The sequence below is a fragment of the Sphingomonas sp. BL-S-29 genome, assembly GCF_055521495.1.
Map to the genome: position 1 here is coordinate 3,189,322 of NZ_CM145482.1, position 15,398 is coordinate 3,204,719.

The following is a 15,398-nucleotide window of genomic DNA, read 5'->3' on the forward strand; positions in this document are numbered from 1 at the left end:
GATGAGCGCCGAAGTCGCCCGTTTGCCGATGCGCCCCGCGCGGCCCTCGATCTTCATCGAGGGCAAGCGCAATGCGCAGCTCGAAGCCGGCCTGCTCCGCTACGAGCTGAGCGACAGCATCGAAGGCATGGCGCGTGCCGAGATTTCGTTCGGCAACTGGGGCGGCGAGGACAAGCACGGCTTCCAGTATTTCGATCGCAAGGTCCTGGATTTCGGCAAGAAGCTGAAGGTCGGCGTCGGTGATTCCGATGTCCTGTTCGAAGGCCGCATCACTGGCATCGCCGCCGATTTCCCCGAGGGCGAGGCCGCGCGCATCACCGTTTTCGCCGAGGACCGGTTGCAGGATCTGCGCATGACCCGGCGCACCCGCTGCTTCACGCAATCGTCGCTCGGCGATGTCGTCCGCAAGATCGCGCGGGAGCATGGGCTCGACGCGCAGGTCGATACCCAGGCGCCGGCCGTGCCGCTGCTCGCCCAGCTCAATCAGACCGATCTGGCTTTCCTGTTCGATATCGCGCGGCGCTTCGATGCCGATATCTTCATCCACGGCACGGCGCTCCACGCAGCGCCGGCGCGCACCCAGGAAGGCGTGAAGCTGGCCTGGGCCGGCACGCTGCGCTCCTTCAGCGTGCTCGCCGATCTCGCCCACCAGCGCAGCGGCGTCGTCGCATCCGGCTGGGACGTGAGCGAGAAGAAAGGCGTCAGCCACAAGGGCGCCAAATCGGCGATCGAGTCCGAACTCAACGGCGATATCGCCGGCGGCGACATCCTGGTCAAGGCGCTCGGCGAACGAGTCGATACGCTCGCCCACGGTGTCCCGCGCTCGGCCGATGAAGCGAAGCAGCTGGCCGAGGCGAGCTATCGCCACATGGCCCGCGGTTTCGTCACCGGAGAAGGCGCCTGCGAAACCGACCCGAAGCTGCGCGCTGGGGTGAAGCTCGATCTGACTGGCCTCGGCCCGCTGTTCGACGGCAGCTACCGCGCGATCTCGGTCACCCATCTCTACGACCCGGAGCATGGCGCGCGCACTGAGTTCCGCTGCAACCGTCCGGGGATCAAGCCGCAATGAACGCGCTGACTCTCCTCGAGGGCGATCGCCGCCAGGCCCAGCTCGACGAGCGCATGCCGTTCGGCCTGGGCGGCATCTGGTACGGCGTCGCGCCCGCCACGGTGATCGACATCTCCGATCCCGACGGGACTGGCCGGGTACAAGTCACCCTGCCCTGGTGTCCCGATTCAGCCGGTGGCCGCTACGAGGCCTGGGCACGCATGGCGACGCTCTTCGCTGGCAAGGATCGCGGCAGCTGGTTCATGCCCGATGTCGGCGACGAAGTGCTCGTCGCGTTCGAGCATGGCGACCCCTCGCGCCCCTATGTGCTGGGCGGCCTGTGGAACGGCACTGATTCCCCGCCGGAAAGCGCGAGCAGCCAGAACAACCACAAGGTGATCAAGTCGCGCAACGGCGTCACCGTCACGCTCGACGACACCAACGGCCAGGAGAAGCTCATCCTCGAAACCCCGGGCGGCCAGAAATTCACTCTGAAGGACGGCCCCGGCGCAGTCGATATCGAGGACTCCAACGGTAATTCGATCAAGCTCGAAACCGCCGGCATCACCGTCACCGCAGCGGCCAAGGTCACCGTCAACGCCTCGCAGGTCGCGATCTCGGCCGGCATGGTCCAGGTCGATGCCGGCATGTCCAAATTCTCGGGCGTGGTGCAGGCCGATACGATCATCACCAACTCGATCGTCTCGGCCAGCTATACGCCGGGCGCGGGGAATATCTGGTGACCGTGCTCGCCCATCCGCTGACCTGGGCCGCGCCGCGGCCGATGTGGCGCGGCGCCGCCTCGCCCGGTCGCGCGCCAACCATCCTGCGCTTCGCCAATGACGAGTTCATGGAGCAATTGCTCGGCTTGCTCGAAACCGATCCCGGCGCGCTCGCCGATCATGTCGCCCGCCACGAGACCTGGCGCTCGCCCCAGTTCGACCACCGGACCGAGGATCTGGTCGAACGCGTGCCGCTCCCCGCGCCGCTCAAGCTCGCCCGGCTCAAGACCCGCCTCGGCCGCGCGCCGAAGCCGGTCGCCGCGGTGCCGGCCAATACCCCGCGCCTGAAGCTCTATCAGCCCGCGCATCAACGCTTCTACGTCGCCGCCGCCACGCTCGCCTGCGCCATCCCCGGCCTGCCCGACCGCAAGCTGGCCGGCAGCCACGAGCAGGTCGGCTTCGTGCTGCGCCGCCTGATGCCCGCGAGCAAGGACGCCCAGCCCGGCAGCCCGCTCCATGAATATGGTTTCGTCAAGGACGCGACCGGCGCTCGCTGGCAGCGCGTCGCCGAGGGCGATGAAGGCGTGCTCGTGCCCGGTGAAGAACGCCTGCCCGCCTTCCCGCTCGCGCATCAGGACGGCCATGGCCTGAAACGGACGATGTGGGGGGGCCTCATCCCGGTCGGCCGGCGCGAACAATATCTGAGCGCGACCATCACCCGTACCGCACGCCGCCTCGTCGAAGGCCAGGCCGAGGCCCTCACCGGTGCCGCGCCCGTCTCACCGCGCAACTCCAAGCTGGCGCGGACCACCGAATTCAAGATCGACTTCGCCGAACCGTGGAAGGCGCTGATCCAGGCGGCGATGAAGGCCGCGAGCGATATCAACCTCGACAATGGCGACAAGGCGACGCCGGCCAACAAGCAGCTCAGCATCCGCAAGCGCAACTGGGGCTATCAGTCGCAGAGCTGGCTGTTGCTGCTCGATTTGATGGCCTTTCTCGACCGCCATCTCCCCACTGTCGCCCAGGCGGTTCGTCAGTCCTCGGCCGGCACCCTCTCCGGTGACAAGCTCGCGCTCTTCACCTGGCTATCGGGCCAGATGTCGACCGGCGACCGCGACAAGCTCAACAATGGCTTCAAGCCCGACGATGGCGACAATACCGGCCGTCCGGACCATGTCCGCAGCCTGGCCGAGGCGCTGCGCCAGGTCGCCAAGCCCGGCGTCGCCGCGCTGCTCGAAGGCGTCGAGACCCAGTATCGCGATCACAAGGACGATCGCGCCAAATGGCCGGCCTTCCACTATCTCCTCGCCGGCATCGCCACCAGCGACGGCGCCGGCAACGGCATCGTCTCGGCGGGCGCCTTTCGCAGCTTGCCGCCGGCCAACCCCGGGGCCGTGCCCGATGCGGAAATCGACGCGCTCACGGTCTCGCTCGACGCCCCGCCCATGCCGGGCCTCTTCGACATCAACCAGGTCGACAAGCTGACGGTCCTCGTCGCCCGCGCGCTCGACACCAGCGACGAGGCGACCGCTCGCGCCCTGCCCTTCGCCCAGCAACTCGCCCAGACCATGGCGGACAGCATCGGCGATACCGGCCAGTTCCGCCTCCGCTTCGTCCACCTCAACGCCGATTGCGGCCCGGTCCATCCACCCACGCTGTCGCAACCCAGCGTGCCCTTCGAGCTGGCCAGCTTCTTCGATCCCGACGCGCCCGCACGCCCGGTGCGGATCAGCCTGCCGATGGACACCAGCCCCGCGGGCCTGCGCAAGCACGCGCGCGGCACGGCCTTCGTCCTGTCCGACATGCTCTGCGGCCAGGTTCAGCGCGCCAAGGGCATGGGCTTCATCGATCTCGTCCTCCAGGTCCTGCCCTGGCCGCTCCACAAGGAGATCGACACCGGCGACGGCGGCGGCTGCAAGAACGGCAATCAGCTCGATATCGGCATGATCTGCTCGCTGTCGATCCCGATCGTCACGCTCTGCGCGCTGATCCTGCTGATCATCATCGTCAGCCTGCTCGATTTCATCTTCCGCTGGATGCCGTTCCTCGCCTTCTGTTTCCCGGTGCCCAGGTTCAAGGGGAAGGGAAGCGGCGGATGAGCAGTCCCTTCGGCAAAGGCTTGGCCTTCCCACCGCGCGTCGACGCCTCCGGCCGGATGCTGTGGTCGCAGGGCGAACGCAACATCCAGGAATCGATCGCGATCATCCTGCGGACCGACCTGAACGAGCGCGTCCAGCTGCCCGGTTTCGGCACCAGCCTGAACGCCTTCCTGTTCGAGCCGAACAATGCTGCCACGCATGCCCGCATCGCGCACGCCATCGATGCCGCGCTGAAGAAATGGGAGCCGCGCATCACGGTCGAAGCAGTCGATGTCGCCGCCGACGCGAAGGCGACCGAAACCGCGATCGCCACCATCACCTATCGCCTCGTCGCGACCGGCGCTGCCCAGCGCGTCGCGATCGATGTCCCGCTGGCTACGAGCTGAGGAGGATCGGATGCCGCTCCCCGTCCCCCCCACCGACAACCGGCGCTACCAGGCACTGGTCGACGAGCTGATCGCGCGCATTCCGTCGCACACGCCGGAATGGACCAACTTCACCCAGTCCGACCCCGGCGTCACGCTGATCCAGCTCTTCGCCCACGTCACCGAGAGCCTGCTCTACCGCACCAACCAGATCCCCGAGCGCAACCGCGCCAAGTTCCTCCAGCTGCTCGGCGTGCCGCTCGCGCCGGCGCGGGAAGCGCGCGGCCTGGCCGCCTTCGTCAATGAACGCGCGCCGGCCGAAACGCTGATGATCCCGCGCGGCAGCGAGCTGTTCGCCGGCACCATCCCCTTCCGCACCGCGACATCGCTCGACGTCCTGCCGGTCGAGGCGCGCTATTATGTGCGCCGCCCGATCACTACGCCGACCCAGGAGCAGAAGGATTATTATGCCCTGCTCTACGCCTCCTACGACAAGCCCGTTCCGCAGACCCTGACGCTGTACGAGACCGTTGAGGTGGTGAATGGCGAAGGTGTCGATCTCGCCCAGACGGTCGATCACAGCCTGTGGGTCGCATTGCTCGGCCGCAAGGACGACCAGAAGATTACGCCGGCCGATCCCGGCGGCTGGGACGATCTGCGCGGCAAGCTGGCCGGCCGCACGCTCTCGCTCGGCCTCATGCCCGATCAGGGTGCCGAGCAGATCGTCGCCCGCCCCGGCACCCCGCCGCCCGCTGCCGACGGCCTGCTCCGCTTCGAGGTGCCGAGCGCCGGCCCCGTGGCGCTTGACGGCACCGGCCGCCCTTCTCCCACCTATGTGCGCCTCACCGCACGCGCCGATTTCGATCCGCTGACTCAGCCCGGCATCGTCGAGCTTGGGCTGCCCGGCACGGGTGCAGGCATCGACTATTGGGACAATCTCGATCCGCTCGAGGCAGGCGTCGGCGACCTGCCGCCCGCAGTCGACGCACCCGATGTGTCCGGCCGGCTGGTCACCTGGCTGCGCGTCCGCTCGGGCAGCAGCACGGACGTCAAGCTCCGCTGGATCGGGCTCAACGCGGCACAGATCCGCCAGCAATTGCTGATCAGCGCCGAACAGCTCGTCCCCGGCGACGGCGCGCCCGACCAGGCCCGCCAGCTTCGCCAGTCGCCGGTCCTCGCCGGATCGGTGACGGTGACCAGCATCGAGAACAACAATCGCCACGACTGGAAGGAGATCGACGATCTCCGCGCCGCCGGGCCCGAGCTGCCGATCACCGGCGCACCCGACATGGGCGACCCGGTCGAGGTCTTTTCCTGCGACGCCGAAGCGGGCCTGATCCGCTTCGGCGACGGCCTTACCGGCCGCCGGCCGCGGCTCGATGAGGCGCTTTATGCCAGCTATGCCTGCACGGAAGGCGCCGAGGGCAATGTCGCTGCCTTCATGCTCAAGGCTGGGCCGATGCTGCCCGCGGGCGTCAGCGCGACCAATCCGGTTCCGACCTGGGGCGGCGCCGAAGCCGAGAGCGTCGCGGCGGCAGAAAAGCAGATCCCGCGCTTCGTCACGCACCGCGACCGGCTGGTCACCGCCGACGATTTCCGCGCCATCGCATGGCGCACCCCCGGCGTGGCGATCGGCCGGGTCGAGGTACTGCCCGCCGCGCATCCCGATATCGCGCCGCTGACGATCGGATCGGCCCCCGGCGCGGTGACCCTGATGGCGATCCCGACGCGCGATCCCAACTACCCCGAGGCGCCCCGCGCCGACTGCCCCTTCCTCAATGCCCTGTGCACCTATCTCGACCCGCGCCGGCTGGTCACGACCGAACTGGTGCTGCGCGGGCCCGATTATGTCGGGATCTGGATCTCGATCGGGATCGAGGTCGCGGGCGGCTATGCCGTGGCCGAAGTGGTCGACGCAGTGAAGGCGCGCATCAAGGCCTATCTCAGCCCCCTGCCCGCACCGACCACGCCGATGCCGCAGCTGCCGATGCTCTACGGGCCCGATATCGACCCTGCACTGCGCGGCTGGCCGCTGGCCCGCCCGGTCCACTCCCGCGCCCTGCTCGCCGAAGCGGCACGCGCGGCCGGTGTGGTCGAGGTCGCCGATGTGCTCCTTGCCCAGGGCAGCAAGCCCGGTACTGATTCCGTCGATCTGTCTGGTCTCCAGCTGCCCGAGATCCTCGGCATCTCCGTGGTTGCCGGGCCGCCGCTCCCGCTCGACGTGCTGCGCGGCGTCACCGCCACGCCGTCGGTCGGCGTCAGCCGCCTGCCGGTCCCGATCCTGGCGGAGACCTGCTGATGAACGTCAACGGCTCCCGCTTCCACATGCTGCTCGGCAAGGACGATTGGGGCGCGTGCACCAGTGCCACGCCCGATGCCGTGCCGCTGAAGGACCAGTGGGACGAGCTTACCGCAAGCCCGCTCTTCCCCGCCTTCGACAAGGCAAGCGGGCAGCTGACTCTGTTGCCGATGGTCCAGCCGATCGCCGACACCCCCGGCGAGCAGCGCTTCACCGCCGCCGACCATCGCGATGCCGCCGCCGACCGCAACGGCAATCTCTATGTCGTCGCCGACGATCGTCGCGGCCTGCTGGTGCGCTCGGCGGGAGACGGCCGCGTCACGTCCTTCTGGCCGGCGACGCCTCGCACGCACCGCATCACCCGCGCCTTCACCGACGCAACCCCGGATACGCCGGCTGACGAGGTCTTTGCCGGCTTGGCAGTTACCACCGGCGATTTCCTGGTCGTCGGCACGATCGGCGACGCAGGGGGTCTGCTTCGCTTCGATCTGGTCGGCGGCGGCGCGCCGGAGCGCATGACGCTCCCATCCGGTATCTTCCCTGCCTCCCTCGCCCCAACCTGCGACTGCGGGTTGTGGCTGCTCGATGCCGCAAGCCCGCGCCTGTTCCGGCTCGATCCCGACCTTCGTCTGGCTTCGCAACCGGTCAAGGACGTCGCTCCAGCGTTCGCGCCCGAAGATGCCGACCCCAAGGCCGATCATTTCCGCGCCGAGCTCGTCATGATCGACGTCAGCGCCGCAACCGCTCCCGTCGCGATCGCCACCCTGTGCGATGGCAGCGTCATCCTGCTCGACGCGCCTGCGGCTGCCCCGGCGTCGCTCCACATCGTCGATCCCGGCAAGACCGCGCTTCGCCTGCTCCGCACGCTGAAATTCAGCGCGAGTTGCTTTACTGCGACCACGCTCGACAAGGCGCCCGTCCTGCTCCTCGCCGAAACGGGCGGCAATCAGGCGCGCCGGGTCCGCCTCGTCGAGCAAGCCGGGCAATGGGAAGCCGAAGAGCTGCCCGACACGCTCCCGCTGCGCCGCTTCGGCGGTCGCGCGCTCGTCACGATCAAGGACAAGGCCTGTTACGACAGCGGCGGGACCGATCCGATCTGGGTCCCCGTCGTCGAGGTCGTCCATCGCCGTTTCGCGAAGAGCGTCAGCTTCCTCACCACCATCTATGACGGCGCCGTGCCGCAATGTGTGTGGGATCGCATTCGTCTCGACGCCTGCATTCCGCCCGGCGCATCGGTCACCATCGAAGCGCGCGCCGCTGACGAACGCTCGGCGCTTGCCACCCCCGCTACCGCCTGGGTGAAGCAGCCTGCTTTGGTCCTGTCGCCAAGCGGCCCTGAGCTTCCGGGCAAGCGCGCCATCGCCGCAATCGCCACCGACGCCGCGGCCGGCAGGGGCAGCTGGGATCTGCTGCTCCAGAATATCACCGGCCGTTATGCACAACTCCGCATCACCCTGAGCGGCGACGAACGAGTCACGCCCCGGCTCCGCGCATTGCGCCTCTGGTATCCACGCTTCTCCTGGGTCCAGCGCTTCCTGCCCGGCGTCTATCGCGAGGAACCGGCCTCGGCATCATTCCTCGAACGCTTCCTCGCCAATTTCGAGGGCATCGAGACCGGCATCGAGGATCGCATCGCCGGCGCCGAAGCATTGCTCGACCCGCGCACCATTCCCGCCGAGATGCTCGAATGGCTGTCGAGCTGGTACGAAGTCGCGCTCGATCCGTCCTGGGACGAGCGCCGCCGACGGCTGTTCATCGCCAATGCCGCGCGTTTCTTCGGCTGGCGCGGCACGAACCGCGGCCTGCTCCTCGCGCTGAAGCTCGCGCTCGACACCAAGGTCACCGCGCAGGATTTCGATCTGGAGCGTCCCGCCTGCCCCTCGGCCAAGGCAATCCGCATCGTCGAAACCTATGTCAGCCGAACGCGCGGCCGCGTCTTTCCGCCCGCCGATCCGATCACCACCCCCGGCATCCGCAGCCTCGACGGCGATTGGATCCCGGAGGAAGGTGCCGCCGGTCTCTGGGCACGCTGGCCCGAACAGCCGGCCCCAACCGGCCGCTTCCCGCTCTTCCCGCCTGTCGGCAAGGAAGCCATCTGGACCACGCTGGTCCAGGCACAATTCGGCTTCGTGCCGATGGTCGGCCAAGGCGAGCGCGCGCGCTGGCAGGCATTCCAGGGCGCGATCGGCATCGCCTCGCCGGCACCCGATCTTCCCATCGCATCGAGCGAGCCATGGCTGCGCTATGTCGGGCTGCCCTCTTATGATCGCCGCAGCTGGCAGGACTTCCTCGTCAGCCGTTATCGGACGCTCGACCGGCTCAATGCTGCGCACAACAGCGGCTGGGACGACTTCTCGTCCGTGCCCCTCCCCGACTATCTGCCGGGTACCGCGACCGCCGCCCGCGATTGGCTGGCTTTCGAAGGGCAGGAGCTGCCGATCAGCCGCGCCGCCCACCGCTTCGCCGTGCTGCTTCCACGCACCAGTGTCGATGCCGATCCGGCGAAGGAAGCGGCCGACCTCGCGCTCGCGCGTCGCATCGTCACCCTGGAAAAGCCGGCGCACACCATTTTCGACGTCCGCTTCTTCTGGGCGATGAACCGCGTCGGCGAAGCCCGGCTCGGGCTCGACAGCGCCATCGGCCAGGGCAGCCGCGCACCAGAGCTGGTGCCGGGCGCCGTGCTCGGCCGCGCCTATGTCGGTGCCTCGTTCGTCGGCGGACCCGATACCCCGCGGCAAGGCAGGGAGCGGATCGCATGCTGAGACAACACACCACCCAACAGGGGGAGCCATTTCATGGGATGCTGTAGCCCATTCACGGCCGTGGCAACGGCCTCAGCGGCGGACCCCGGCCGCCACGTCAACTTCGTGCCCGGCATGGTCCTGGGCGCTGACGATTACCGTCAGGAGTTCGCCTATCATTCGGCGCGCGACAAATGGATCGTCCGCGACTTCCTCGGCTACGGCACGCTGTCGGGCCTCGCCGTCTCGGTCGAGGACGACGGTGCGAACGGCCCCCGCGTCCGCGTCACCGCCGGTGCTGCCGCGGCCCCGAGTGGCCAGCTGATCTGCGTCGGCCGCGAGCAATGCGGCAGCCTGAACTCCTGGCTGGCGCGCGACGAGATCAAGGAGAAAATCCGCCTGATGCTGGCGGATCCCACGGTGGACCATACCAGCCTCAACCTCTTCCTCACCCTATGCTATGTCGACTGCGCCGTCGCCGAGGTGCCGATCCCCGGCGAGCCGTGCCGCAGCGACGAGAACCTGATGGCGCCGTCGCGCATCGCCGACGATTATAGCATCAACTTCGCTTTCGAGGCGCCGCCGATGACCGAAGTCGAAGCGATCCCGGCGCTCGACACGTTCCTCGCGCAGCTCGGCACGGACAACGGCAAGACCAATGACGCCGCCGGGCTGGCCGAGGCACTGCGGATCGCCGAAATCCAGCTCCAGCTCGCGGTCGGCATTTATCCGCCCGACGCGGCTGAGCCGGCCGCCGGCGATATCGCGCCGCTGCTGATCAATCCCGACATGGGCATTCGCTTCCGCACTGCGCTCAAGACCCTGTGGGTGACGAAGATCCGCCCCAGGGTCGCGGCGCAGCGCTGCAACGCGGCGTCAGTGCCGGCGAATGACTGCGTCCTCCTCACCCAACTCTGGTTCCCGATCGTCAAGACCGCCGAAACCTGGTCGGTCGACGGAGACTTCACGGTGGTGGCCATCGACGACAGCAGCCGCCCGGTGTTGCTCTCGGCCGGCGTCGCGCAGTCCACCTTTGGCGGCGTGGTCGTCGCTGATTCCACTGGCCAGGGCTTCGAGGTTCTCACGGCGAAAGGCGCGATCTCCGGCAAGACCCGGACCGCCATCGTGCGCTCCGACGTGCCGATCATCGTCACGGTGCCGGCGGCGTCCAAGAATTTCGGGGCGGAGCTCAGCATCAAGGCTGGCGGCAAGGCGGAGATCACCGTCGGCACACCCAACAAGACAAGCATCGACGGCAAACCCGACCTCAAGCTCGCGGTACGCGGTGCGGTCAGCCTGGTGTCGGACGGCGCTGGCACCTGGCACATCACGGGCCTGGTCAAATGAGCGGCGGCGATTTCCTCGCGCTCGAGCAGCCGGTCAGCGACGGCGGCATCGAAAGCGTCAACTTCTTCAACGGTCGCCTGCTCACCGGCGGCGACATGCAGCGCGAGCAGCGTGCCCGCCGCGGCAGCGAGGCGCGGCTGGGCGAAGCGCTGGGGGACGGCATCGCCTTCGGCCTCGACGTCTCGGCGCTGCCGCCCGACGCGGACGACACGCTTGCGTCGATCAAGGTCCAGCCCGGCCTCGCGATCACCGCCACCGGCCAGTTGCTGCGCCTGACTCAGCCGGAGCGCATTCGCCTGTCGCGCACGGACTCCACCAGCTACGCCACCGGCGGCTGCGCCTTCGACGATTGCGTGCCGCTCGCCGGCGGCACCTATGTCGCGGGCGAGGGGCTGTACCTGCTCACCATCGCGCCCGCGGAAACTGCTGCCGGCCGCGCGCCCTCCAACGGGCTCGGCGCGACGGGGGCTCCGTGCGACGTCGACCGGCGCATCGACGGCGTTCGTTTCCGCCTGCTGGAGGTCCCCTCGGCGCTCTATGCCAGCCTGAATGTCACCGCCCCCGATTTCCGCAACGCACTTGCCTATAAATGCTTCGGCCCCGGCGTGCTGGTGGACTGGGCGACGGCGCTCGTCGCGGGTGGTGCGCGGACTGATCCGCTGCTCGACGCGATGGCGGCGCATGGCTTGTCCCAGCAGGAAGTCGCGCTCGCGCTGATCGGCTTCAAGGGAGCGGCCGAACTGACCCTGCTCGACAATTGGGCAGTCCGGCGGCCCCTGTCGCTGGCGGACTCACCCGCTGCCTTTTTCGGCACCACTGCGCCGCGACGCATCGCGACCGGGCGCGCGATGCTGGCTCAGTTCCAGGCGCATTTTGCCGATCTGCGCGCCGCCAACACGCCCGCGCTCAAGGCCCGGACTCATTTCCCGCATTTGCCGCCGGTCGGGGTCCTGCCGCGCATGAACCCTGACCAGGCCAAGGACTTCCTCGGCGGGATGACGGTGCGTGGGCCGATCCACATCAACAGCGCCACGGTCGAACAACTGATCCGCGAAAGCCTCGCTTTCCCCGCGATCCGCTCGGCCAGCACTGAGGTGGTCTGGCTGTATTCGGTGGCCGAAAATCTGATCGCCGGCGTGAAGGCCGCAGCAGCCTCCGACAAGCCGGACCCGTTCGTCCTCTTCTCTTCTGCGAACATCGCCTTCCGGGGTGACGCTCGCTTCAATCTCCACCGCTGGAATTACGCCAACTACGCGCTCGGCAGCGGCTGACGCTGGAAAGGATCGATCATGGTTCAAACCACTGCAGATGCCGGTGCCATCTCGGTCCCGATGTCGAGCATCCTCGATGCGCTCGAAGGCGTGCTGACCGAGGCCGAACGCACGGCCCTGTTCCAGCAGCTGATCGGTCTTCGTCCCTCGGGCGTCGCCCCCGGCGACCTGATCACGGCCGAGCTGTTCAACCAGGTGCTGAGCGACGTCAACGATCTGGCCAAGCGCGTCGCCGTGCTCGAGGGCGCCGGCGACCCCATTCCGCACAAGCCGGTGATCACCCAGATCGTGCCAGGGCTCGTCAAGACCGGGCAGGAATTCACGGTCTTCGGCGAGAACCTCAATGCCAATCTGCTGAGCCGGATCGACGTCGACGACACCAATATCCCGCTCGACCGGATCAAGGACGGCAGCAGCCCGACGCGCCTCGTGCTCGATGCGCCTGCCATTATCGGCCTGCCCCAGGGCGGCGGCACCGTCGTGCTCTCGGTCTCCAACCCGGCCGGCAGCGACCAGGGCAGCTATGTCCAGCTTCCCGGCGTGGCCGCCAATATCCAAGCGACCTTCTCCTTCGTGCTGAAATCGGTGACGCCGAACGAAGCGATCAAGGCCAACAAGGCCTATGATTATACCTTCGAGCTTCAGGTGCAGAGCTCGCACGACGAGAAGTTCGTGGTGTCTCCGCAGGTCAGCGGTCAGGGCTGGAGTGCGGTCAACAAGACGGCAGGGACGATCGACGTCACGCCGGCCTCCGCGCTCAATGCCGTCACCGTTACCCGCGTCGTCACCGTCACCACCGGCCCGAGTGGTACGGGGACGTTGCTGATCAACGTCAATGGCACCAACTTCCCCGACTTCAACGCAAGCTCGCTGCCGACCCAGATCGCGATCGCCGCGCAGCAGGACATCCCGACCGACAAGATCAAGGTCAACACCATCACCGCGATCGGCCCGAATGCGAAATTCGCGAACAATACCCTGTCCATAAAACGGACTCCGCAGGGCGTGCCAGGGACGATCACCCTCTCCGTCCAATATGAATTCCAGCTTGCCGGCACCTTCCAGATCGGCACCCCCGCGGCCAGCCCCAACGCGGATTGGACGGTCGTGCGCAACAGCGCCGCCGCGCTCAATATCGGCGCGCCCGGCGGGACAGGAATGGTCGCGCTCAAGATAACGCCCAAGAGCAACGGCACGCAATTCACTGCCGCCGACGGCCAGTTCGATTTCGTCGTCCAATCAAGCAACGGCGTGGAAAAGCTCCCCTTCTCCGCGCAGCTGCGCATCGTCGACGTGCTTCCCTGAACCAGGAATGCCGGAGTTTCCCGCATCACATCAAGAGGATAAGGCAATGACCGCAACCATTCTCCGCAAGTCCCGCCTGCTCGGCCAGGTCTTTGGACTGGGCGCCCTCTCGCTCCTGCTCGGCGGCTGTCCGGGCGGCGGCGCGGTCGGGGCCAACTACAATGCGAACGAGAAACTCGCTTTCCCAGTGACCAACAGCGCGGTCGCAATCGATGGCATCGCCGGTGCGGCGGAATGGAACAAGAGCTTCAAATTCTACCTGGAAGACGGCGCGTCGACGGCCGCCGCGTTCATGCGGGGCATGTCGGATGCCGAAAATCTGTATCTCTATTTCGAAACCGAGGACACCGGTGGTTTCGACGCCAACGATGCCGTCGTGCTGGCCTTCAATCCCACCAACGCATCGAACGACTATAAGCGGCTACTGATCTACCCCTGCCAGGATCATCCGTGCATATCCTCCGCTTCCGGTGCCGATCCGCATGTGAGTTATGGCCCCGGGAGCGAATCCGGCGGAGTCGTCACCTGGGGCGCCATCACCGAGGGGCTGCCGCCGGGAGTCACCGTCAAGGCCAACGCCGCGCCAAATGGAATGAACGGCCGCTGGACGGTCGAGATCAAGATCGCGAAGGCGAACTATCCGTTCCTCGCCAACAACTTTTTCGGGATGTTCGCGGACGTGATCGCGACCAACCTGAATCTCGGCGAGGGTTACCAATATACCTGGCCCGCCGGCGGCTATATCGGCGACGACCTGTTTTCTCCGCTTGTCGACGCGAAGCTGCCGCTACCGCGCTGGGGCAACGTCACGCTGGATACCAGCCTGTTCCCGGCCGGCCTGCAGATCACCGGTTTCGGTAATGTCGGTACCGACCCGAGCAAGATTTCGCTGACCGGCAATAACGAGTTCTTCGCGACCGTGGCCAACTCCCCCGCCGGAACCGGCGCGGAACCGGATTCCACCGGAGTCACCGCCACCTTCAAGATCAACAATATCGGGCTGAGCCCGAACTGGGCCTGGACCGACATTCCCTCGACCAGCAATCCCACCAGCCCGCCCGAAACGGTCAAGTCGCGCGAATATATGGCGCTCTCGTCTGGCGACTGGCCGTTGCTGACGACGGGCAATTATCAGGGCTCGGGCATGTCGCAACACGACTTCTTCGCCGCCAATCCGCATCAGTGCGTGCGTGTCGACGTCGCCCATTCGGGTGGCGGATCACCGATCACGCGCCAGTACAACATGAACTTCGTGACGGTGAATTCGCCGTTCGACGTCGCACCGCAGATCTCGACCGGCGCATGGCGAAAATTCTTTCCACGCGCGCAGAGCGTTACGTTGCAGGAGCAGTTCCTTAACGGCGGGCGCGGCTTCGAGTGGGAGAGCAGGTTCGAAGGGGCCGAGCCGGCCGGGCCGCATCGCTGGGTGATCAACTCGCTAAAGGACGAAACCCGGATGCTTCGCACCTCGATCCTGGCCGGGCCCTCGCTGAAACTCCCCAGCCAGCAGTTCAAGCTGGATCCGGCGGCGATGTCGGCCGGCAAGACGGTGGATATCCCGGTACGTGGCGGCTCGGTAGTAACGCTGCTAACCGACGGCGAAGCCACTATCGGCAAGGCGCGTTACGGTGCGGCCGGCATGACCGAGGAGGCCGCCAAACGCGCCGAAATCAAGGCCGAGATCGTTCGCGACAGCCTCCGCCCCGGCCTGACGGCGCGGGTCGGCGCCCTGCTCGGTTCGTTCGACGATTTCCGCACGAGTTTCCAGATCGGCACGGGTTCGACGATCTTCGTCCCCTTCAACGCGCAACAATTGCGGCTGCGCTTCGCGAAAGGCGTGCCTTTCTCCGGCGGCGGTTTCGATCTGCAAGTCGTCATGACCGAGGCCAACCCCGTCGCGCTGGACGGCGCTTCGCTCGCGGACATGCGCGCGGCGAAGGGGCCGGTCCTGCTGCCGCTGGGCATGAATCTCCCGATGCATATCGTTCGCGGGACGCTCAACACCGGCATGGGCGTTTCGATCGGGGGCAAGAAGTTTACTGTCGGGGTGCCGATGGGCAGCTATGGTTCGCTGGTGCGCAGCGTGCGCGGCTCGGGTCCGGACCGCCCCGATGGTCCGCAGATCAGGCGACCGCTCGACACGCTGACCGTCCGCCCCGCCCCCGCGGCAACCGCCGTCGCGCCGCGATAAGGCAGGC

General features: G+C 67.2%; 10 protein-coding genes. All 10 read left to right on the forward strand.

Annotated elements, in window-relative coordinates; all coding sequences use genetic code 11:
• Window position 1: 1 nt before the first annotated feature.
• From ACZ1I2_RS15200 to ACZ1I2_RS15245, 10 genes are read left to right on the forward strand one after another with little or no spacing between them, the layout of a single operon-like run.
• A complete protein-coding gene (locus tag ACZ1I2_RS15200; protein WP_465181473.1) occupies window positions 2–1,069 on the forward strand; it encodes a phage late control D family protein in 1,068 nt (355 codons plus the stop codon).
• Entirely contained in the window at window positions 1,066–1,791 is a 726-nt protein-coding gene (locus ACZ1I2_RS15205; protein WP_465173305.1) for a phage baseplate assembly protein V, read from the forward strand. Before ACZ1I2_RS15200 ends, ACZ1I2_RS15205 begins: the two co-directional genes overlap by 4 nt.
• The gene (locus ACZ1I2_RS15210; protein ID WP_465176686.1) at window positions 1,788–3,872 is read left to right on the forward strand and encodes a hypothetical protein; all 2,085 of its coding nucleotides are present in this window, start codon (window positions 1,788–1,790) and stop codon (window positions 3,870–3,872) included. The genes ACZ1I2_RS15205 and ACZ1I2_RS15210 overlap by 4 nt, the downstream gene beginning before the upstream one ends.
• Window positions 3,869–4,258 (forward strand): GPW/gp25 family protein, encoded by a 390-nt coding sequence (locus ACZ1I2_RS15215; RefSeq protein ID WP_465176685.1) that lies wholly within the window; start codon window positions 3,869–3,871, stop codon window positions 4,256–4,258. The genes ACZ1I2_RS15210 and ACZ1I2_RS15215 overlap by 4 nt, the downstream gene beginning before the upstream one ends.
• Before the next feature lie 10 nt (window positions 4,259–4,268).
• Window positions 4,269–6,536: a baseplate J/gp47 family protein gene (locus ACZ1I2_RS15220; protein ID WP_465176684.1), complete on the forward strand. Its 2,268-nt coding sequence runs from the start codon at window positions 4,269–4,271 to the stop codon at window positions 6,534–6,536.
• A complete protein-coding gene (locus tag ACZ1I2_RS15225; RefSeq protein ID WP_465176683.1) occupies window positions 6,536–9,298 on the forward strand; it encodes a phage tail protein in 2,763 nt (920 codons plus the stop codon). The genes ACZ1I2_RS15220 and ACZ1I2_RS15225 overlap by 1 nt, the downstream gene beginning before the upstream one ends.
• A gap of 60 nt (window positions 9,299–9,358) precedes the next feature.
• On the forward strand, window positions 9,359–10,624 hold the full coding sequence (locus ACZ1I2_RS15230; RefSeq protein WP_465173300.1) for a hypothetical protein: 1,266 nt from the start codon (window positions 9,359–9,361) through the stop codon (window positions 10,622–10,624).
• A complete protein-coding gene (locus ACZ1I2_RS15235; RefSeq protein WP_465176682.1) occupies window positions 10,621–11,895 on the forward strand; it encodes a hypothetical protein in 1,275 nt (424 codons plus the stop codon). The genes ACZ1I2_RS15230 and ACZ1I2_RS15235 overlap by 4 nt, the downstream gene beginning before the upstream one ends.
• A gap of 18 nt (window positions 11,896–11,913) precedes the next feature.
• Window positions 11,914–13,200, forward strand: a complete 1,287-nt coding sequence (locus ACZ1I2_RS15240) for a hypothetical protein (RefSeq protein WP_465173298.1) — start codon at window positions 11,914–11,916, stop codon at window positions 13,198–13,200.
• Between the two features lie 46 nt (window positions 13,201–13,246).
• Window positions 13,247–15,391, forward strand: coding sequence for a hypothetical protein (locus ACZ1I2_RS15245; RefSeq protein WP_465176680.1), 2,145 nt, complete (start codon window positions 13,247–13,249; stop codon window positions 15,389–15,391).
• Window positions 15,392–15,398: the final 7 nt, after the last annotated feature.

Coding starts and splice junctions, on each gene's coding strand:
- ACZ1I2_RS15200 (WP_465181473.1), top strand. CDS start 2: ATGAGCGCCGAAGTCGCCCGTTTGCCGATGCGCCCCGCGCGGCCCTCG.
- ACZ1I2_RS15205 (WP_465173305.1), top strand. CDS start 1,066: ATGAACGCGCTGACTCTCCTCGAGGGCGATCGCCGCCAGGCCCAGCTC.
- ACZ1I2_RS15215 (WP_465176685.1), top strand. CDS start 3,869: ATGAGCAGTCCCTTCGGCAAAGGCTTGGCCTTCCCACCGCGCGTCGAC.
- ACZ1I2_RS15220 (WP_465176684.1), top strand. CDS start 4,269: ATGCCGCTCCCCGTCCCCCCCACCGACAACCGGCGCTACCAGGCACTG.
- ACZ1I2_RS15225 (WP_465176683.1), top strand. CDS start 6,536: ATGAACGTCAACGGCTCCCGCTTCCACATGCTGCTCGGCAAGGACGAT.
- ACZ1I2_RS15235 (WP_465176682.1), top strand. CDS start 10,621: ATGAGCGGCGGCGATTTCCTCGCGCTCGAGCAGCCGGTCAGCGACGGC.
- ACZ1I2_RS15240 (WP_465173298.1), top strand. CDS start 11,914: ATGGTTCAAACCACTGCAGATGCCGGTGCCATCTCGGTCCCGATGTCG.
- ACZ1I2_RS15245 (WP_465176680.1), top strand. CDS start 13,247: ATGACCGCAACCATTCTCCGCAAGTCCCGCCTGCTCGGCCAGGTCTTT.